Origin of the sequence: Desulfogranum marinum, assembly GCF_016918565.1 — a bacterium.
Taxonomy (GTDB): Bacteria; Desulfobacterota; Desulfobulbia; order Desulfobulbales; family Desulfobulbaceae; genus Desulfogranum; species Desulfogranum marinum.
Map to the genome: position 1 here is coordinate 1 of NZ_JAFFQD010000017.1, position 19,354 is coordinate 19,354.

17 protein-coding genes are annotated in these 19,354 nt (G+C 45.2%); 13 read left to right on the forward strand and 4 right to left on the reverse strand.

From position 1 onward, the window contains the following. Positions 1-150: 150 nt before the first annotated feature. The gene (locus JWH17_RS10765) at positions 151-1,110 is read right to left on the reverse strand and encodes a hypothetical protein (RefSeq protein ID WP_205222625.1); all 960 of its coding nucleotides are present in this window, start codon (positions 1,108-1,110) and stop codon (positions 151-153) included. Between the two features lie 297 nt (positions 1,111-1,407). On the opposite strand from JWH17_RS10765, the gene JWH17_RS10770 reads away from it, so the two are divergent. Beyond that, complete coding sequence (locus tag JWH17_RS10770) at positions 1,408-2,328, forward strand: manganese-dependent inorganic pyrophosphatase (protein ID WP_205222626.1); 921 nt, start codon at positions 1,408-1,410, stop codon at positions 2,326-2,328. Positions 2,329-2,411: 83 nt separating this feature from the next. On the opposite strand, the gene JWH17_RS10775 is transcribed toward JWH17_RS10770, so the two are convergent. Continuing rightward, a complete protein-coding gene (locus JWH17_RS10775; RefSeq protein ID WP_205222627.1) occupies positions 2,412-3,326 on the reverse strand; it encodes a metallophosphoesterase family protein in 915 nt (304 codons plus the stop codon). A 535-nt stretch (positions 3,327-3,861) separates the two neighbouring features. On the opposite strand from JWH17_RS10775, the gene JWH17_RS10780 reads away from it, so the two are divergent. Beyond that, positions 3,862-5,406, forward strand: a complete 1,545-nt coding sequence (locus JWH17_RS10780) for an adenylate/guanylate cyclase domain-containing protein (protein ID WP_205222628.1) — start codon at positions 3,862-3,864, stop codon at positions 5,404-5,406. Positions 5,407-5,524: 118 nt separating this feature from the next. Here JWH17_RS10780 and JWH17_RS10785 read toward each other — a convergent pair whose 3' ends face one another. Both JWH17_RS10785 and folE2 read right to left on the reverse strand, forming a co-directional pair. Then, complete coding sequence (locus JWH17_RS10785) at positions 5,525-5,968, reverse strand: PilZ domain-containing protein (RefSeq protein WP_205222629.1); 444 nt, start codon at positions 5,966-5,968, stop codon at positions 5,525-5,527. A 189-nt stretch (positions 5,969-6,157) separates the two neighbouring features. Beyond that, on the reverse strand, positions 6,158-6,907 hold the full coding sequence (gene folE2 / locus JWH17_RS10790; RefSeq protein ID WP_205222630.1) for a GTP cyclohydrolase FolE2: 750 nt from the start codon (positions 6,905-6,907) through the stop codon (positions 6,158-6,160). A gap of 269 nt (positions 6,908-7,176) precedes the next feature. Between folE2 and JWH17_RS10795 the strand changes: the two genes are divergently transcribed. The 11 genes from JWH17_RS10795 (at position 7,177) to JWH17_RS10845 (ending at position 19,349) form a co-directional block, all read left to right on the forward strand. Continuing rightward, a complete protein-coding gene (locus tag JWH17_RS10795) occupies positions 7,177-7,557 on the forward strand; it encodes an RNA-binding S4 domain-containing protein (RefSeq protein ID WP_205222631.1) in 381 nt (126 codons plus the stop codon). 63 nt (positions 7,558-7,620) lie between these two features. Beyond that, positions 7,621-8,244 (forward strand): IMP cyclohydrolase, encoded by a 624-nt coding sequence (locus tag JWH17_RS10800; protein ID WP_205222632.1) that lies wholly within the window; start codon positions 7,621-7,623, stop codon positions 8,242-8,244. Beyond that, positions 8,244-8,819 carry a phosphoribosylglycinamide formyltransferase gene (gene purN / locus JWH17_RS10805; protein WP_205222633.1) on the forward strand — a complete coding sequence of 192 codons (576 nt, stop codon included), beginning with the start codon at positions 8,244-8,246 and terminating at the stop codon, positions 8,817-8,819. The genes JWH17_RS10800 and purN overlap by 1 nt, the downstream gene beginning before the upstream one ends. A 4-nt stretch (positions 8,820-8,823) precedes the next feature. Next, the gene (gene pyrR, locus JWH17_RS10810) at positions 8,824-9,357 is read left to right on the forward strand and encodes a bifunctional pyr operon transcriptional regulator/uracil phosphoribosyltransferase PyrR (RefSeq protein WP_205222634.1); all 534 of its coding nucleotides are present in this window, start codon (positions 8,824-8,826) and stop codon (positions 9,355-9,357) included. A 59-nt stretch (positions 9,358-9,416) separates the two neighbouring features. Beyond that, positions 9,417-10,883: a sensor histidine kinase gene (locus JWH17_RS10815; protein ID WP_205222635.1), complete on the forward strand. Its 1,467-nt coding sequence runs from the start codon at positions 9,417-9,419 to the stop codon at positions 10,881-10,883. A gap of 50 nt (positions 10,884-10,933) precedes the next feature. After that, positions 10,934-13,219 (forward strand): peptidase U32 family protein, encoded by a 2,286-nt coding sequence (locus JWH17_RS10820; RefSeq protein ID WP_205222636.1) that lies wholly within the window; start codon positions 10,934-10,936, stop codon positions 13,217-13,219. Between the two features lie 57 nt (positions 13,220-13,276). Continuing rightward, positions 13,277-14,158 (forward strand): glycosyltransferase family 9 protein, encoded by an 882-nt coding sequence (locus tag JWH17_RS10825; RefSeq protein WP_205222637.1) that lies wholly within the window; start codon positions 13,277-13,279, stop codon positions 14,156-14,158. 69 nt (positions 14,159-14,227) lie between these two features. Then, positions 14,228-15,958: a lipid A export permease/ATP-binding protein MsbA gene (gene msbA, locus JWH17_RS10830; RefSeq protein WP_205222638.1), complete on the forward strand. Its 1,731-nt coding sequence runs from the start codon at positions 14,228-14,230 to the stop codon at positions 15,956-15,958. Between the two features lie 16 nt (positions 15,959-15,974). Further along, on the forward strand, positions 15,975-17,171 hold the full coding sequence (locus tag JWH17_RS10835) for an O-antigen ligase family protein (RefSeq protein WP_205222639.1): 1,197 nt from the start codon (positions 15,975-15,977) through the stop codon (positions 17,169-17,171). A 234-nt stretch (positions 17,172-17,405) separates the two neighbouring features. Continuing rightward, the gene (locus JWH17_RS10840; RefSeq protein WP_205222640.1) at positions 17,406-18,281 is read left to right on the forward strand and encodes a glycosyltransferase family 2 protein; all 876 of its coding nucleotides are present in this window, start codon (positions 17,406-17,408) and stop codon (positions 18,279-18,281) included. A 9-nt stretch (positions 18,282-18,290) separates the two neighbouring features. Then, positions 18,291-19,349: a glycosyltransferase family 4 protein gene (locus tag JWH17_RS10845; protein ID WP_205222641.1), complete on the forward strand. Its 1,059-nt coding sequence runs from the start codon at positions 18,291-18,293 to the stop codon at positions 19,347-19,349. Positions 19,350-19,354: the final 5 nt, after the last annotated feature.

A 19,354-nucleotide genomic window follows, 5' to 3' on the forward strand; every position in this document is an offset into this window, starting at 1 on the left:
TCAGCAAAGCAAGGGGGTAGGTCGGCACTACAAGCCTTTTTTGCATCCTGCTAACGCAACTTCAAGAGGTTACGCTTCAAAACAGGGCGAAAATAGTGAAATCGGAGGTCGAACTGCGAAAGTCGGGCTAGAAGAGTGGCCGAACGTTATCTATTGGTACGTTTCTAAAAGCTGATACAGCCGGTCCAGATAAAGCTCTTTGTAGACAAGTTGATTGGAAGCTTCTATTTCATCGATCAGCAGAGGCAAAGTGTCTGCAATACTTATTCCATGGCGATTGATGCCGGCAGAGTTAGCCTTGTCTACAATAAGGACGGCGTAGTAGTTGACGAGCAGTCTTGATCTCGAATCTCGTCGGAAAAGATAGGAGCGTCCTCCCATGGTATTGAGGAAAAATCCAGCGTATTCATATGATTTGTCAAGGGGAGCCTTCAGTGGGAATAGATCACTGCTGCAATCTGCGACAGTTATCCAGTTATAGAGCACAAGCCCGATATCCTCTATAACGTCTCTTTCTCTGTCTAGAATACTTTTAAGAAGCAGGATATTATCTTTGCCGATGATCCGAAAAAAATGAGCCATATTGGTGAGGAGGGTATACAGATCATCTGTTTCTCTGGCTACTGTGGGAGGATTATCGAGAAGTGAATCGACCAGATTAATAAAATGAGTTTGGAGTGACGTCTGCAGGTTAACCGCTTCGATATATGGTTTGTTGTCCAGTGCGGAAAAAAAGCGGTGGAGCTTGGTTGCAAGGTCCTCGCATTGAGAAGCTTTTGTTGTTTGTTGATCGACAGGTAGAGGTATGCTTTCTACTGCGCTGGATGCAGATGATTTCACAACGCTTGGTGGAGACTGTTGCGGTGAGTAATTTTTTTGAGCAGCCTGTTCTTTTATTTTTTCGTCAACTGTTTGTTCCTGCGTGGGAGAAGGAGCAATGACTTGTGTGGCAGGTGGTTGCGGCTCGATTTTTTGATGCTGCCATGGCTTTTTTTCTCCAGAAAAAAGAAAAACCAGCATAATAGCGGCGAGAATAAACAATGCTATGCCGTATCGTGTGATGGAGTGTGTTTTTTTTCTTTTGATACGTTTCTTATCGGGGATGGACATTTTAATTAGGAAAGCTAGGTTGAAAGGCTGGAAGTTTGATATAACTTGTGCCTACTTTAGCAGATTGCAGGAAAATGTGGGTAATAAAAATGATTTTCAGGTAAAAAGCAGACGTTTACTGTCTAAAATAACTAGTAAATATCTCTATCGAACTCAGGCCTGGTTTTTCTGCTTGACGCTTATAAGTGAACGTTATAATATCGATCAATTTTATTGTTTCAAGACTCCGTTTGGATCAGGAAACAAAGCGCACAGTTACTGTGTCATCTACTTAAGTCTCTTGGAGGAAATTACGCTATGTCTGTTTATGTTTTTGGTCACAAAAGTCCGGATACCGACTCCGTAACCGCTGCTATTGCCTATGCGGAACTGATGAAAGCAAAAGGCGAAGACTATATCCCGGTTATGCAGGGTGCGGCTAACCCTGAGACCGTGACAGTATTGGAGCGCTTTGGAGTGGCCATGCCGGAAGTGATGACCGACGCTGCCGGCAAACAAGTTGCTCTTGTTGACCACAGTGATTTGAATCAGGCTCCTGATAATCTTAGCGATGGTGAAGTCGTAGCCATTGTTGATCATCACAAAATTGGTGATGTTACCACCAATAGCCCGATTTTTTTCTGTAATATGCCTGTAGGTTGTACAGGAACTGTTTTAAAAATTCTGTATGATTTGGACGGAGTAACTATTGATCCTAAAGTTGCAGGGCTGATGTTGGCGGCAATTTTAAGTGATACTGTGAATTTTAAATCCCCAACCTGTACAGACGCAGATAAAAAAGCTGTTGCTGAACTGGCAACTATCGCTAGCGTAACCGACACTGATAGCCTGTTCATGGATATGCTGAAAGCAAAAAGTGCCGTAGCCGGCGTGCCTCCAATGGATCTGCTCAACCGTGATTACAAAGATTTTGACATGAACGGTAAAAAAGTTGGTGTTGGTCAGCTTGAATTGGCAACACTTGATCAGGTTGCAGATATGCGCGGTGACCTGATGAAAGCTATGGAAGAGATGAAAGCTGATGGTCGTCACTCCATCCTGTTGATGCTGACCGACGTTGTAAAAGAGGGAACCGACCTGGTAGTACTTTCTGATGAACCTGAGCTTGTTGAAAAAGCATTTGATGCAAAACTTGTTGATAATACCGTGTGGATAGATGGTATGATGAGTCGTAAAAAGCAGACTGTACCTAATCTGCAGAAAGCTTTTGGTTGCTGATTTATTGATTGAGTTGGTGTAGTCAAGGGCATATCCTTTCCAGGATATGCCCTTTTTTTTTTGAGGGGGCGAGCGGGTAGACCTTATCGTATTCCTGCGGCACGAATGCGTTGTACTGTTTGTGGGTCGTCCTCCACTTTTGATGAGAGGGCAATAAAGCGGTTGTTGTAGGTTGCCCCTTGATAACTTTTGTTATGGTTGAGTTGTTGCTGTAACTGTTTTTGCTGCCCTTCCAGTTTTTGCTTGAGTCTTTGTAAGCCAAGCAAGCGGTTTTCATGCCGCTTTGTTCCAGAGTCTACCTGTTTACTTTGCTCTATTTTTTGGGTAACCAGTTGGAGTTGTCTCTTTATCTGTTTGAGTTCTATTCTAATCTTGGCATGCTTTTGCCACTTTCGAGATTCGTTCCATTTAATTTCAAGCGTTCCCTGGTATTTCCCTCTGGTTGTTGTCTGGCAGATGAGGGCATTATTCACGAGGTATGGAGGGGAGTTACCCCTGCTGACGTTCCCGGATTGAAAAATAATATTAATAGCATCGAATTTTTTGGCTATTTTCTCGTTTTCTTGTGAGGGAAGATTAGAGAGGAGAAGGATCATATCAGCATGCGAGCTGAGTTGGGTAATGAGCTTTGGCAGAATTGTTTCCCAAGACAGGAGTGAGAACTGTTCACTCGGCAGGTGGGAGAGAGGCCGGCCGGTAAGACCGATGATCGCGACATGGAAATCATGATCAATCATTTTGAACGTAAAGGGTTGAAAGATTGGCTTGTCCGCACCTGCAGCAGCGAGATTTGCTGAGAGAAAGTGAAAAGAATATTTTTCTTCTAATTTTTTTAAAAAAGAAGAACCGGCGACTAGGTCATTGCTACCTACTGCGGCGACAACATTTTGGCCGGCGATAAAAGTTTGCGCAATGATGGTAGCTTTTGCTTGGTCTGTGGAGGAAACTGTCTGACCAGAGCGTCGTGGTTTAAAAAGAAGGTTACCACTGTCAAGCACTAGTGGGGCATTGGTTGTGCGCGATAACCGGTTAATAAGAGTGATACGTTTGGGCAGACCGCCCAGTTTAGCGCTCCCTCAACCACTTCCACATGGCTTGAGTTCTCCCTGTATATCATTTGAATAAAAGAACAGGAGCGGGGGGATTTCTTGTCCGCGAACCGGGAGGATAAGGAGAAGCTGTAAACAGAGTACGGTGAAAAGGTGTTTCGCTGGAAGTGTTTTGGTCATTGTTAGTATAAAATGGGTAATTATCGTATCGTTGAATAGAGACGCTGTTTTTGATGAGCGAGGGCTGTACCAAGCAGGTATCGAGTATGACAATGGATGGAGTAAGGGAATATGGGAGCAACGCAAAGGGTTCTCAATTTTATCTGGGCCTCACGTCATGAGAGAGTGAAAGACCTGCACAATAGGGTGGCCATATATGTTAATGACAGCTTCTAAATCGGATTTCTTCACAACTTGTCTCAGCGTTGACCACGTGATACTGTATGTATTAAAGTATATTAACGCATACATAACTATTCTGCTTATGAAAATGATTATTCTGCTGGTGGTCAAAGATTCTGCGAGTGTCGCGAGGCTACGCTCGGCACTTGACGAATACACTGTTTTGTTCTGTACCGGCAAAAAAGAAGCCGTGCAAATGTGTCAAGAGCATGAGGTCGCCATAGTGCTGGTGGAGGATTCAACCCGCATCAATGGCTACGAAACCTTTGTCACGCTGCGGGAACAATTTCCGGTTCTCTCGGGAGTTTTGTTAACTTCCTCTGTCGAAAATGATCTGCTTGTTGCCTCCTTTTCGGCGGGTTTTTCAGGTATCCTTAAAATGCCTGTTCAAGCTGAACATCTGCGCACCATGGTTAAGCAGTCTATTGAACGTAAAAAACTAGATGATGAGAATGTCCGTCTAAGAACCTTGCTGCCTCTTTACAGCCTTGGCGAACAGTTCCTTTCTTCAACCACGGAAAAGGAGGTTTTGGAAGGCCTTCTTGAGAGTGTTGCCGAGTTGACCGGTTCTTCGCATATGTCAATTCTTCTTTATGATGAAAAACAGGCAAGCCTGCATATTGCAGCATCCAGAGGGATGGACAAGAGATTGGCAAACTCGGTTCGAATAGCCAAAGGTGAACACATTGCGGGGTGGGTTTTTAAGCACGGGAAGCCTGTTATTCTTAATAAAGAAGACCAGGAAACAACAATTTTTTCGCCGTTTTTAAAAAGGGCTGAGATCGTCTCTGCAATATCCTGCCCTCTTATCATAAGGGACAACATTATAGGGGTGTTGAACATCAGCCAGACTGGAACAGATGAGCGTTTTTCAGAGGCAGATAAAGAAGTGATCAGTATTGTTTGCGGCCAGGCCGCCATGGCTCTGGAAAATGTGCGTGCACTCCGGCAGGTTGAAGAAGTTACCCGCACCAGAACCCTGCTTGAGCAGTATATGGCACCGGAAGTGGCCCAACTCCTGCTGGTAAGAGAAACGGAACTGATGGAGCTTGGTGACATCCGGAAAGTAACTATTCTTTTTGCCGATATCCGAAATTTTACGGCCTTGGTTCAACAGCTGGAATTAGATAGGCTTCGAGCTTTTCTCAATGATTTTTTTAATATTTTTACAGATACTATCTTTCAGCAGCAGGGAACTGTCGACAAGTTCATGGGCGACGCGGTCCTGGCTATGTTTGGTGCCCCAATTGCCAATCAAAATGCTACTTTTGCTGCGGTAAACGCAGCACTTATGATCAAACAAAAATTTGAGAAAATTCATCGGCAGTGGCGGGCGAAAAGTGATGTGTTTCGTAACATAGATTTGGGGATCGGGATTACGAGCGGTAACGTTTTTTTAGGGAATGTCGGTTCCTCAAGGCGCTTTGACTACACTGTTATCGGTAATGAAGTGAATATCGCACAACGATTGGCAGCGGAGTCAAGCCACTGTCGGATATATTTAACAGAGTCTGTGCGCAACGATGTACATCACCTTTTTCATATGGAAAGGTGGGGTGAAATGAAGCTCAGGGGCATTGAAGAACCCATGGTGGTTTATACCATTCCTGCGATGGAAAAATTGTAGCTCCTGTTCGTCCATAAATGGCTTTTACGGACTGTAACGAAATAAATGTATCAATATTGCGTCGAATTTCTGTTTATTTTTAAGGCGTGAAAAGGGGCATAGCCTGCCTATGTGGTTTTTATTTATTTATTGCCGAGCAGGCTCGCGACCACCAGGATCCTCTTTGCTCCTGTTCTTTCATGATTGAGGTTTTAAGTTTCTGCATTTTTTTTCCTTCCATGTTTTCTATAAATTCTATGCCGAGTTTGAAGGCACTTATTTCCTGTTGGCGAAAAATATCCATCCATACAGGGCGGGCGATGATCGAGTAGTCGATGAGATCAGGCGGGAGGTTGATGGTCAGCTCAAGTAAGTGGGAAGCATGGTCCTGAACGGTATGGAAAATGTGATATCGATCCTTGATGATCTGGGTCATAAGCAGGCAGGCGCCATGGGAAGATATATCTATAATACGGCTGGAAAAAGGGCCAGCAAGTACTGTGCCGTCCTTGCTGTTTATGGCATTAACTGTTACTGGCAGGTAATCCGGATTCCTGACTGATTTTCGTAGTTCGATAACCATGTTATATCCCGAAAAGGACTTGCCCGGGTTTCTTGTGAGAAATTCGGGCTGATTTTTCTCCCATTTTATCATGGAAAGTGACGGCGCGGAATAAAAAAGGAATGTCCGCGGCAGTAGGGCAGAAGACACAAAAAAGGGGTTCACCGGCTGATCCGTATGTTGTGCTACATTCTTCAGCCGGAAAACGATTTAATTTGATATGTCGTTGAGGTCGTTGCTGTCAATATAAGCGTAGGCACTGTGTTTGTGGATCGATTCAAAACTTTCCACACCCACTGAAAACCATTCTATACCTGGAAGGTGACGTGTTTTGAGAGCCACCATTCTGGCGACATCCTCAACAAACATAGGATTATCATAGGCCATCTCGGTTACGTATTTTTCGTCGGGTCGTTTAAGCAATGAATAAAGTTGACAGGAACCACTCTCTTCGACCAACTGTATAAGGTCTTCCAGCCATAGGAATCCTGTGGGCTGAACCGTTAGAGTTACTTCCGCCCTTTGGTTATGAGCGCCTGCCTTGCTGATTTCCTTTGAACATGGACAGAGGGTCGTAACCGGAACCGATACCCGGATGAGAGGAGATGATCTTTTGGTCGAGGTACCTCTAAGGGTGCACTGATACTCCATTAAGCTTGATGTGGCCGAAACCGGCGCGGTTTTATTGATAAAATAGGGGAAGGTCATTGCCAGCTGTGCTTCTTTTGCCTGGAGTTGTTCACGAACGGTGAGCAGGAGATCGGGTAGAACACCAACATGAATATCTTCAGCATACTCGGCCAGGAGCGGCATCATAACCTCAATACACGATTGTGATCGTTCATGAGGAAGAAGTGCATCAAGGTCAATGGTGGCCACAGTTTGCTGGATGGTTCCTCTTTTCGTTTTAATGGAAATAGGACGAGTCAAATTGTGGATGCCGACAGTTTGTAGGGTCATGCGGATTAGTATAACTGAAAGTGTATGTGCAAAGAAGTAAGAAAAAAGGTCGTTTTTTGTTGGCAAGAGGGATCAATACTTCATGCACATACAGTATTTTTCCAACTCGAGCAATATTCATAATCGAGAATGAGTATTTTTTTGGAGAGGGCTGGGGTGATTGGGATGTGAAGAGGTGCTCCTGATAATATCAGTTCTTTATTTGATGGATATCGGAAAGTATGCTAATAATAAACATTTTAATTTTTAAATAATGGATTTGTACTGCTGTGGAGAAAGTCCGGATAGACAAGTGGCTATGGGCAGCCCGTTTTTTTAAAACAAGATCCTTGGCTGCTAAAGCAGTCAGTGGAGGGCATGTACATCTGAATGGCCAGCGGGTTAAACCGTCGCGGACCGTGTTGGAAGGTGATGCTCTCGAGATTCGTAAAGGCGCATTGACCTTTACGATAACGATTTTAGGTCTGCATGATCGTCGCGGACCAGCAAGCGTTGCTCGCCTGCTCTACGAGGAAAGTCAGGAGTCGATAGCCAAAAGAGAACAGGTTAAGGAAGAACGGCGACTTATAACCGCTCCGGCGGGGAAGCCGGACCGTCGACCTGATAAAAGAGATCGTAGAAAAATCCGTCAATTTTTGAAAAAACAATAACCATTCTTCAGCCAGCGCTGATGGCGGGGATTGCATCGATAATATTGTTGTAGGAGAAGATATATGCAAAACGGTAAGCGAGCACTTATCAGCTTAACCGATAAAAGTGGGATTGAAGAATTTGCGCAGGCACTGGTTGCTCTCGGTGTTGAAATTCTTTCCACAGGAGGGACAGCAACTAAAATGCGTGAAAGTGGCATTTTGGTGACAGATGTATCCGAATTTACAGGCTTTCCTGAGATGCTTGATGGGCGAGTCAAAACGCTTCACCCAATGGTTCATGGTGGTATTTTACACCAGCGTAGTAACGCTGAGCATCGCCAACAGTGCGCTGAACACGGTATTCGCTCCATCGATATTGTCGCTGTCAATCTGTACGCTTTTGAAAAAACAATCGCAGGTAAGGATTGCAGTTTTGTGGATGCGATAGAGAATATCGATATCGGGGGACCGACCCTGCTGAGGGCTGCTGCGAAAAATTTTAATGATGTAACTGTGATCGTAGACCCGGCTGACTATTCGCTTGTCCTCTCAGAATTGCAAGAGTATGGCGATACAAAACTTTCCACTCGTTTTTACCTTGCAGGAAAGGTCTTTGCGTTAACCACAGCTTATGATAAAGCTATTGCTGAATGGATGAGCAGTGTTGACCCTGCTTCTGAAGCGTTTTTTACAGGAGAAAAATAATGCAAAAGATGGCAGTATTGCTGTCTGGGAGTGGGCGGACATTGGATAATTTCCATCAGCAGATTGAAAAAGGAGTATTGCAGGCTGATATTCAGGTGGTGGTGTCTAATGTCCCTTCTGTGCTTGGCTTGGAAAAAGCAGAAAAATATGGCTATCCTGCCTTCTATGCACAAGATAATACGGCTATAAATGCTATATTAAAAGATTACGATATCGATCTTATTGTTTTAGCAGGTTACTTGAAATTGTATGTCCCACCTCAGGGGCTGGAAAGGGCGGTGCTGAATATTCATCCTGCACTTATTCCGTCATTTTGCGGTAAGGGGTACTATGGGCATTACGTGCATGAAGCTGTTAAGGCAAAAGGATGTACTGTAAGTGGCTGTACCGTGCATTTTGCCGACGAGGAGTATGACCAGGGCCCAATTGTATTGCAGCGCTGCGTTTCCCTTGAGTATGAAGATACTCCCGACGACATAGCTGCCAGGGTTTTTGAGGTGGAATGTGAGGCCTTCCCGGCCGCAATTAATTTGGTTGATAGCAAAGGAATCGACTATTTCTGGAACAGGGTGTAGGGGTATGGCAGCACAAACCATTATGACGGGCAGGGACATAGACAGAAGCCTTGATCGCATAAGTCTTGAAATCATCGAGCGCAACCATGGCGGCGAACAACTTGCTCTTGTCGGCATTCATACCGGTGGTGTCTTCCTGGCGGAACGTATTCATCAGAAAATACGTGAACATGAACAGATTTTGCTTCCCTCCGGTAATCTCGATATAACCCTTTACCGAGACGACTGGAGTCTGATTTCCCAAAATCCGATAGTCAAGAAGTCAGAAATTGATTTTGCTCTGGAAGAGCAGACAGTCATTCTTGTTGATGATGTGATCTTCACCGGCCGGACCATTCGGGCGGCCATGGATGCAATCATGGATTATGGACGTCCTCGATCTATCCAACTTGCTGTTCTTGTAGATCGCGGCTGTCGAGAACTCCCAATCCAGCCCGATTATGTAGGGATGTCAGTGAATGCGGCAAAGAATGAACGAGTCGATGTGTTGCTGGAAGAAAGTGGAGAGCACAACGAGGTCGTTTTGTCACAATCCTGAAAATCAGCCTGCTTGATGAGCGCAGGATGAAATGCATGCTTTTTTAGTGCACCCATCTTATGAAAGAGCAATCAAAGAAAAAACCCATACCACCTGACCTGCAGAGGGTGTGTGAACGCGTACATGAAAAGACTGAAAGTTATAAGCAATATAACTTTGCTCAATATCATAATGATTTTTTGAAGGCTTTTTTTGATCTTGCCCAAGAGTATGATTCCCTCGATGATTTTTACCGAGTCTGCGTATCCGTTCCCTATGCAATGCTGGGGGTTTCAAGTGCTTTGTACTTGTGTCAGGGCGAGGACGAGGGGCTTTCTTTGGTTTGCTCCAGCGAACGGGGAGTTTTAAAGGAACCTGAACCTGCGGCATTTCCTGTACAGATGAATGACACCCCCTATGAGATGGCAGATTCTTATGTCATTCCGATTTACAGTAAACAGCCTTTTAAAGCCTTCGGTAATGTGAATGCTCATAACAGGCCGCAACGACAGACAACCCTTTGGAATGATATAAAAGGATCCTGTGGTGCAGGGCATACTCTCGGCATGTACGAGTTGAGTGGGGCAAGGAAACTTTCCGATGCCGACAGGTTCTTTTTTACCAAGTATGCAAACCGAATTGGATACAACCTGGATAATCGTCTCATTGCCCGGCAGAATGTTCAACACCTTAAGTTTATCAATGCCCTTGTTGTTGATATTGAGCACAATATCATTGTGCCCAATATGTACTTCAAGCATATTTTTAATCAGCTCAGAAAGAAAATCGAAGAAATATCGGGGCTTCAGCAGCAAATGCAACGGGCCATAGCAAACGTCCAGGATCCAGGAGAGTGTGAAAACTGTTGTCGCGGCTTAGCAGAGATGCAAAAAAGCCTCTTGGCCTATCATCAGGAGATGGTTAAACACCACTCCATTACCAGTCTTTTTTTAGAAAGTCTTTTTCGAAAAGAGCATTTTGAAAGAGGACACCTGGTCCTGCATCCTAAGCAGTGTTTTGTTGAAAAAGATGTTATTATCCCGCAGTTGGAGCACTATGCCAGTAGGCTCAAGGCGGCTAATGTCAGCGTCGAAAAGCCGGATAATATGCAGCAAGAAGAGATTTCTCTCTATGTTGATATTGGACTGCTGGCCCAGGTGTATGCAAACCTTTTTTCCAATGCAGCCAAGTATACCCGTGAGATTGTTGATGATAACGGTGTGCCTCGCAAAGCCATGGCTTATGGGCGTGAAATACTGGATAACTATCCGGAACCAGGTCATACCAGTATAAAGTTTAACGTTTTTACCACTGGCCCCTGCATGGACCCGGAGGATGGAAATAACCTGTTTCAAGAAGGTGTTCGTGGGGCTGACAGCAAAAAAATACCAGGAACCGGCCATGGGCTTTCTTTTATCCGGCATGTTGTGGAAATGCATGGCGGAGAAGCCGGGTATGAACCAACTTCGCAAGGTAATAATTTTTATTTTATTCTTCCGCTTCCCCCTCTTGATATCCAGCCTCTTTTGCTCACTGACGGTACTTGAAGGCCAGCATACGCCGTCAAGCAGCATAACTATTTCCTTAAGAATTTTTCATGTCGAGTAAATCATCTTTAGAGAAGCCGGCTTCCATGGAGCTGCTCGCACCTGCAGGAACCTTTTCTGCCTTTGAAGCAGCAATGGAGGAAGGAGCAGATGCCGTTTATGTGGGCGCTCCAGGCTTTAACGCCAGATCTTTACGTCGTGACTTTTCTCTGGCTGATATCAGTGCAATGACTCGGTATGCACATGATGCGGGAAAGCAGTTGTATGTGGCCATGAACAGCCTGGTCAAGGAACAGGAAATGCGACAGGCGGTGGAAACCCTGTCTGTTCTGGCTACCATTGGCCCGGACGCATTGATCGTCCAGGATTTGGGACTTTTTTTTCTAGCGAAAAAGTATTTTCCTGAACTTTCCCTGCATGCCTCTACCCTCATGTCAGTTCATAACACGCTGGGTGCTGATTTTTTTACAAACCAAGGATTTGATAGAGTGGTTCTGGCTCGGGAGCTTTCTTTAGAAGAAATTGGTACGATAAGTCGGGAGAGTAAGGCAAATCTCGAAATATTTATTCATGGTGCCATGTGTTTCAGCTACTCGGGGCTCTGTATGTTTTCAAGCATGCATGGCGGGAAATCAAGCCTCAGGGGCCAATGTGTGCAACCGTGTCGCAGGCATTACCGATTACAGGCTCCAAAGCAGACCAGGGGCGGCGGGCCGGGAAAGGGGCAGCAAGGATTGTTTCTTTTTTCCATGAACGATCTATGTGGAATTGGTTTTTTAAGCAAGCTGGCACAACTAGGAGTGGTGAGCCTCAAAATTGAAGGGCGTTTGAAATCAGTTGAGTATGTACGAAAAACTGTTCGTGCTTATCGGTTGTGTCTTGATAATTTGCAGGCACCTGTTCAGGAAAAAGGGCGTGTGCAAAAAGAAGCAAATGATTTGCTTGATCAGGCGATGAGTAGAACACGGACTCGTGGTTTTTTTGTTGGCAACCATGAAGAGATCGTTAAACCCCATTTGGTTGGCGTAGCCGGCGTTTTTGCTGGTAAGGCAAAAGTGATCAAGAACAAGAAAGACCAGAGAGACACTAGACCGGCGTGTTTAGTGGCACTTCGATGTGATGTAAGTGTTGGTGATCGTTTACGTTTTCAGGATGAATCCAGTGATGTGCGTGAGAGTTTTACCCTGCAGTTCATGACGCACGGTAATCGTCCTGTTCGCCAAGCAAAAAAAGGGCAGACAGTGACCATAGGGCTTCCACCATTGAGCAAAAAAGGGAAGCAGCAGAGAGTAACCCAGGGGCTGCTTTTTCAGGTTGATGTGAGTGCAAGCAGAAAAAACGAGGTTAAAGGCACACGTCATTCTGTTTCTAAAAGCAAATCACTGAAGAAAGTAAAGCCCGATGTGGGAAAGGTTGACAAGGTTTTACGGTCGGTGGGATGGAGCCAAGGGCGCCAGGTGGGCGCTGCCAAAGGAGTCAGCAGTTCCCGCGGTAAATCAGTACGTTCTTCTCCCAAAAGGCAGCTCCAACCACAGTGGTGGCTGCGTTGTAGTGAGCTGCCCTCAACGAGACAGCGATATCCTGTGCGACCGACAAAATTGCTTGTTTTTTTACAAGAGAAGGCATGTCAGCAAATTGCAGCAATGGGGAAAAGAGCTGCAGCCCTCTACCCGCAGCTGATATGGATGTTGCCGCCGGTTATTCATCAAAGGGATATAGCGTGGTATAGAAAGGCAGTGAAAGATATGGTTGCTATGGGGTTCTCTCGTTTCCAGATTGGTCATATCTCACAGGTGAGCTTTTTTTCATCCTTTTCAGCAGAAAGGGGGATCAAGCTGTATGCTGATTACACCGTAAATGTACTCAATAATGCTGCTCTTTTGCATGGGTGGGAGCATGGCATTCAAGGAATGTTGTTCTCCCTGGAAACCGACCGAGATACTCTGCAACAAGCACTTACCGCCAGGAAAGGCATGGAAGCGCAGGAGGCTCGCTATTCCACCACTCAGGTCGGCATGTATGTATATGGCAAACCACCACTTTTTACAGCAAAGCTCAACGCGACCCATCTGCAGACCCGGAAAAATGTTGTTAGTCCCAGAGGAGAGGCCTATACCATTGAACGTAAAAGGGATTTAACCTATGTCCGTTCAGAAGTGCCTTTTGTCCTGTTTCCTTATGTTCGGGAAATGATGGCTATGGGAGTGGGGTATTTTGTCATCGATCTTGAAGGGGGCAATATGCACAAGGGGCTGGCAGAGGCTGCCGGCTGGCTCGATGGGAGAAAAGACGGACAGCAAAAGCTCGATGGAAATTACAATGAAGGACTCGCTTGAGGTGCAATGCTTAGCCCTTATTGGGCTAGATGGAAGTTGTAGCAGGTGGAGTCTGTAATGGCTGAAGGTGCAATAGCATTGATTGGTGGTAAGGGCTTGGGAGATAATCTGGTTGAAATGGTGCTGCTGCATAATGCGCATCTTCGCGGACATGCCACCACTGTGTATAGCGATCTTATCTACCAATTGCAGGATTGGTTTCCGCAACACAGGGTTGAACGTTCCTTGCCGGTGGCCGATCTCTCCAACGAACTGGAATCGTACACGCTTTTTTTCTGGTCGGGCAGAATGGAGCCTTCAACAGATAAGGAAGTGATATCCAGGCAGATGAATTATATTTCCCTCCAACAGCCTCAAATAACGCAAGTCGAAAATATGCAGGTGGTCTGTCGTCACGTTTTCCCCAACCATCAACCGGTTCTTGAAAACGGTATTTCACCTCCGGCAGGATTAAGCTGGAGAAAAAACGAAAACCGGGTATGTATTCATCCAACCAGTGCGGAAGTATGTAAGAATTGGGTGCCGGAAAGATTTTTGCAACTTGGTTATCGCTTGCAAAAACGGGGCTTTGAGCCAGTCTATATTATGAGCAAACCTGAGAGCAAGGAGTGGGAGACATTTATTAAGCCTGCTTTCCAACTCATAGGTTTTTCAACTATCGCTGATTGCGCTGGCTATCTTTATGAGTCCGGTTATTTTATCGGAAATGATTCCGGCGGTGGGCATCTTGCTTCCTGTCTAGGTATCCCGACCCTGAGTATTCATGGAAGGAAAAAGAAGGCTCGGCTGTGGCAGCCGGGGTGGGGGCATGTTAGAGTGGTGACGCCGAGAGTGAATTTTATAGGTAGCCACCTGCGCCAGCATTATTGGAAATATCTCCTTACAACCGGTACAGTTGAAAGATGTTTTAAACAGCTTGTTCAAATGGCTGCCCACTGACCAATCAGCTATTGTCGTCGTCGTTTTTGCACAATCTATTCTTACTACTAACTGTTTAGTTATCTATAAATGACTTCTAAAGAAATTGTTTCACGGCTCGCTCAGGTACTCAAACCTTACCAGGTGAAACTGTTCATCGCCATGGGTGCCATGATCATTGTTGCAGGTTTTAATGCAGGCCAAGCCTATATGGTAAAGCCATTACTGGATGAAATATTTTTTAATAAAGACGCGACGCTGCTCAATATACTGCCCATTGCTCTTTTGTTACTTTTTCTGGTTAAAGGGGTGTTTTATTTTGTCTATTCGTACCTGCTTGAGTGGGTAGGGCAAAATGTCATTCGAGATTTGCGCATTGCTACCTATAGTCATCTGAATGATTTGAGTTTAAGTTTTTTTCATAAAAATGCCACAGGTGAGCTTATTTCGAGGATTGTAAATGATGTCAGTCTGCTGCAGGGGTCGGTGTCCCATGCTCTCATTCACTTGTTACGCAATTTTTTTACGGTGATTGGTTTGCTTGGCGTTATTTTTTATATGGATTGGCGACTCGCGTTTGTTTCTTTAATTTTCATTCCCATGGCTGCGGTGCCCATTACCGTTTATGGGAAAAAATTTCGGCGGATCAGTACTCGTTACCAGACTCACTTAGGAACGTCTACCAATCAATTGCACGAAACCATAGCAGGTACTCGGATTGTAAAAGCCTTTTGCATGGAAAAGTTTGAGAAAAGCCGATTTGCAGATCATATGCAGCGGCTTTTCGATATTTTAATGAGTGAAACCCGATATCGTTGCCTCTCACACCCCATGGTAGAATTTCTTGGCGGGATTGGGATGGCTCTTATTATCTGGTTTGGAGGGATGCAGGTGCTTAACGGCAACTCTACTCCTGGAACGTTTATGTCCTTTCTTACGGCCTTGATCATGCTCTATGAACCGGTTAAGGGCGTTAGTAAGATAAATTCAACTATCCAGTCGGGAATGGCTGCAGCACAGCGAATATTCTCTCTCCTGGATGTGGAGCTGGATATCAAGGAAAAAACCGGTGCTGTTCCATTGGCCCCATTTTCCCGCAGCATTACGTTTGATAACATTACCTTTAGGTATGGAGATGATGAGCCCGTCCTGCATAATATCAAGCTGGAGGTTAAGAGAGGCGAGGTTCTCGCTGTGGTAGGGCCCAGTGGTGGCGGAAAAAGTACGCTGGCTAACCTTATCCCCCGGTTTTACGATGTTACATCAGGCTCTATCCGCATAGATGGAAAGAATATTAAAGAGGTAACCCTGCATTCGTTACGGAGCCAGATCGCATTGGTTACCCAGCAGACGATTCTTTTTAATGATACTGTGCGCTACAACATCGGTTATGGAGTTGAAGGATGCTCGGATGAAGAGATACTGGAGGCTGCCCGCTCTGCCTATGCCTTGGATTTTATCAATGCCTTACCAGATGGTCTTGACACCATTGTCGGTGAGTCCGGCGCTAGATTGTCCGGTGGCCAGCAACAGCGTATATCCATAGCCAGAGCCTTGCTTAAAAATGCCCCTATTCTCATTTTAGATGAAGCAACATCCGCGTTGGACACGGAATCAGAGCAAAAGGTCCAGTATGCTCTTGAAAATTTGATGCAGAATAGAACGACCATTGTCATTGCACACCGGCTTTCCACCATTAAAAAAGCGGATCGAATTATTGTCCTGAAAAACGGTTGGCTGGTGGAGGCAGGGAGCCATGAAGAATTGCTGGCATTTGATGGTGAGTATAAGGCTCTTTATTCATTACAATATGCAGCATGAATAAGGAAATAGAGTTATGAGTCCGTCTTTTTCCCAGCGTGTGCAGCAAATGAACTTTTGTTGCATGCTGCTGTTGGCATTCTTTATCCCCCTTTCAACATCTGTAATTTCCGTGCTTGCCTGCCTGATCTTGCTTGGTTGGATTATTGACGGGCGGTTGGTCGAAAAGTTGACGGAGGTGAGCCAAAATGGAGTTTGTCTAGCCGTGTTGGCCTACATTGCCCTCATGGTTGCAGGACTCCTGTGGAGTGATGATGTACAATCCGGTTTGGCCTTTATCGCTAAAAGGTGGAAATTTATGCTCATGCCGCTGTTCATGACGCTTGTTGTGTACAATAAAAGACGGTGGTATATAGCAGCTTTTTTAGCAGGTATGACCGTGGCCATGAGCTTAACCTACCTGGCGTGGTTTGATTTACTTCATTACGCTGATGTCACCCCACAGCATATCACCAAGAAAACCTTTCATGTGGTGTATAACCCCCTGCTTGCCATTGCCATCTATATGCTTGCCCATGAACTTTTCTGGGGGAAAATCAGTGGCATTTTTAAGTGGCTTGGTTTTGTTTTGCTGGGAGTAATGGTTTTTAACATGTTTATTACCGAAGGACGGGCAGGGCAATTGGTTTTCTTTGTCCTGATTGTTCTCTTTTTACTGCAAAAGTTTCGAAAAAATCTGATCGTGGCTGTTTGTGGAGCAGCACTTTTTCTACCACTGCTTTTTTATGCAGGGTACTCCTTGAGCCCCCAGTTTAAAAGCAGGGTTGATCTTGCCGGAAATGAAATAGCGCAGTTTGAAAAGAACCCCAATACCTCTGTTGGGTTACGTTTGTTGTATTGGCGCAACTCATATGAAATTATGAAAGCCTATCCATTGCTGGGTGTAGGGACCGGTGATTTTGATGCAGAGTACTCCAAAGTTAACCAGCAGCGGTCTCCGCAGATATCACCTACTGATAATCCGCATAACCAATATTTTCTTGTCGGCACCCGATTTGGCGGTGTTGGCCTAGTGGTCATATTATCGCTTTTTTTCTTACAGTTCAGGCAGGGCTGGGTGCAAAAAGACGATTTGCAGCGGATGCGCTACGCCTTCCCTGTTTTCTTTTTGGTTATTATGTTGACGGAATCCTATCTCGTTGTCTATCAAACTGGTTTCTTCTTCTCTCTATTCTCGGCTGTGCTGTTTAAAAAAGTACCGGATGCTTGCTGATAGGGGCTAATGCCAAGAGTCAACCATTCCGTGGGTTGTGTCCTCTGTCATCATCTGCAGGATGAAAAAGCATACTCACTATGATGACAGGATTAATTCCTGCTTTTAATGGGGAAATGGAATTTTTTGGTTTGAAGACGAAAAACGAGATCTTACTTCCATCCTTTTGTGCAGAGAAGAGTAAAGCTCTTTATAAGTATTATCTCCTTGTTCACTATAGGAAAAAGCCTAAATATGCCTGAGTTGCCGTCACTGTCGATCATAATTGTTAACTATAACACTGCAGACCTGCTGCCTGCCTGTCTTGATTCTGTGATGGCACAGCGTGACCAGTGGCAGAAGGTGTTTGTGGTTGACAATAACTCGACCGACAACAGTGTTGCCTTAATAAAGCAGAGCTATCCACAGGTTGAGCTGATCGATAATCACGAAAATGTGGGATTCGGAACTGCAAATAATCAGGCTGCAGAGCAATCTAAGAGTGATTTATTGTTTTTGCTCAATCCAGATACGATATTGCAACCACGATGCCTGGTAGCCATGAGAGAATACATGCACCAGCAAACACAGGTAGGGCTGGGTGGTATACGAATGATCACCGGCTCTGGACATGATCATGATACAATTGAGTATGATTATCCAGGCGGGCATTACAGCAAGGGGTTGTTTGCTGCGTTGCCGGGCAGTATTGCCTGGGTATTGGGTGCTGGCATGGTTGTCCGTAAAGAGGTCATGGATGGTATCTGTGGCTTTGATGAACAGTTTTTCCTGTATGGAGAAGATATTGATCTCTGTCTGCGCATACGAAAGGCTGGATGGGCTATCGGTTTCATACCGGAAGCGGTTATAACCCATTTGGAAGGCCAAAGTGAACGGAACGTTGACCCATTGTCGGTTTTTGAAAAAAAAATGAAAGCGGAAGTGCAGTTTTTAAGCAAGCACTATCCCATCAACATGCAACGGAAAATTGGCAGGGCGCGTTCAATTCAAGCTGCCTGGCGTATTTTCTGTTTATCGTGTTTACCAGCTTCACGCCATCAAAAACAGAGGAACCAGATGAAGCTTTATCAGTATAAAATTGCCTTTAGTCTGTATCGCTCCATCACTTAGGTATCAGCGATGAAAGTTGCCCTTATCCATAATCAGTTCAGTAAATCAGGCGGAATGGAGTCGTACCTCCTTACTCTTGTGCAAGGCTTTTTGGATGCCGGTGATGAGGTGCATGTCCATGCCTATGAAATTGACAGGGAACTCGCCAAAAGCTATGCCTGTACTTTTCACAAAACAACATTGTTTTTTTTGCCGCGGCGTCTCCGAAAATACGCTTTTTTAAATAAATACAATCGTCGGTTTCTGCGTGCTGAATATGACCTTTCCTTAAGTTTAACCCGCACTGGTTGCCAGGATGTTGCGGTCGTTGGCGGGGTGCATCCGCAGTCAGTACTGACCAGGCGCAGTCAGAATTGGTATCGAAGGGGCCATGACAGCATCGAAAATCGTTTTGAAAGGTATATGTTTACGAATGTGCCGTGGGTGGTCGCCCATTCAAAATCCATTCAGGCAGAGATTGAAAGGCATTATCAGGTTGCTCAGGATAAAGTGAGGGTTGTGTATCCCCCGGTTAATGAGAAACGTTTTTTCCGGGTGAGTGCAGAACAGTGTGAGCAGGTGCGGAAAAAGTACCACATTACGTCGCATAAACTTACCCTTCTTTTCCCATCCATGAGTCATCAACGAAAAGGCTTGCATGAGCTACTTGCTGCATATGCTGTTCTTGATCCGGAACTACATGAGCTTATCATTGTGGGCAGTGAGGGCCTGAAAAAGAACAGTCTGTCAGATAATGTCCGCTATATTGGCTATGAGGATGATATGGCATCCCTGTATAGCGCAGTTGACTATGTTGTGCTTCCTTCGCACTATGAGCCTTTTGGTCTGGTTGTGACGGAATCGTTGGAAAGCGGTACCCCGGTCATGGTCACTGCCTCGGTTGGGGCTGCAGAACTATTAGGAGAGGAAAGCGGGGTTGTAATACCTGATAATCATCCTCAAACCCTTATAGATACTATTAAGGGGTTACGGCCGAAGACCATCGCCCCTGATTTTGCAGCAAGGCACGGCTTGAAAACAGGACAACATATCGATACGTTGAAGCAGTTTGCACGGTCATTGGGGTGAGAGGA

Bases quoted from the DNA above. Each gene is read 5' to 3' on its own strand.
- pyrR (WP_205222634.1), top strand. From the start codon at position 8,824: ATGGCAGCACAAACCATTATGACGGGCAGGGACATAGACAGAAGCCTT.
- JWH17_RS10800 (WP_205222632.1), top strand. From the start codon at position 7,621: ATGCAAAACGGTAAGCGAGCACTTATCAGCTTAACCGATAAAAGTGGG.
- JWH17_RS10820 (WP_205222636.1), top strand. From the start codon at position 10,934: ATGTCGAGTAAATCATCTTTAGAGAAGCCGGCTTCCATGGAGCTGCTC.
- JWH17_RS10780 (WP_205222628.1), top strand. From the start codon at position 3,862: ATGAAAATGATTATTCTGCTGGTGGTCAAAGATTCTGCGAGTGTCGCG.
- msbA (WP_205222638.1), top strand. From the start codon at position 14,228: ATGACTTCTAAAGAAATTGTTTCACGGCTCGCTCAGGTACTCAAACCT.
- JWH17_RS10765 (WP_205222625.1), bottom strand. From the start codon at position 1,110: ATGTCCATCCCCGATAAGAAACGTATCAAAAGAAAAAAAACACACTCC.
- JWH17_RS10835 (WP_205222639.1), top strand. From the start codon at position 15,975: ATGAGTCCGTCTTTTTCCCAGCGTGTGCAGCAAATGAACTTTTGTTGC.
- JWH17_RS10825 (WP_205222637.1), top strand. From the start codon at position 13,277: ATGGCTGAAGGTGCAATAGCATTGATTGGTGGTAAGGGCTTGGGAGAT.
- folE2 (WP_205222630.1), bottom strand. From the start codon at position 6,907: ATGACCCTACAAACTGTCGGCATCCACAATTTGACTCGTCCTATTTCC.
- purN (WP_205222633.1), top strand. From the start codon at position 8,244: ATGCAAAAGATGGCAGTATTGCTGTCTGGGAGTGGGCGGACATTGGAT.
- JWH17_RS10840 (WP_205222640.1), top strand. From the start codon at position 17,406: ATGCCTGAGTTGCCGTCACTGTCGATCATAATTGTTAACTATAACACT.
- JWH17_RS10845 (WP_205222641.1), top strand. From the start codon at position 18,291: ATGAAAGTTGCCCTTATCCATAATCAGTTCAGTAAATCAGGCGGAATG.
- JWH17_RS10815 (WP_205222635.1), top strand. From the start codon at position 9,417: ATGAAAGAGCAATCAAAGAAAAAACCCATACCACCTGACCTGCAGAGG.
- JWH17_RS10770 (WP_205222626.1), top strand. From the start codon at position 1,408: ATGTCTGTTTATGTTTTTGGTCACAAAAGTCCGGATACCGACTCCGTA.
- JWH17_RS10785 (WP_205222629.1), bottom strand. From the start codon at position 5,968: ATGGTTATCGAACTACGAAAATCAGTCAGGAATCCGGATTACCTGCCA.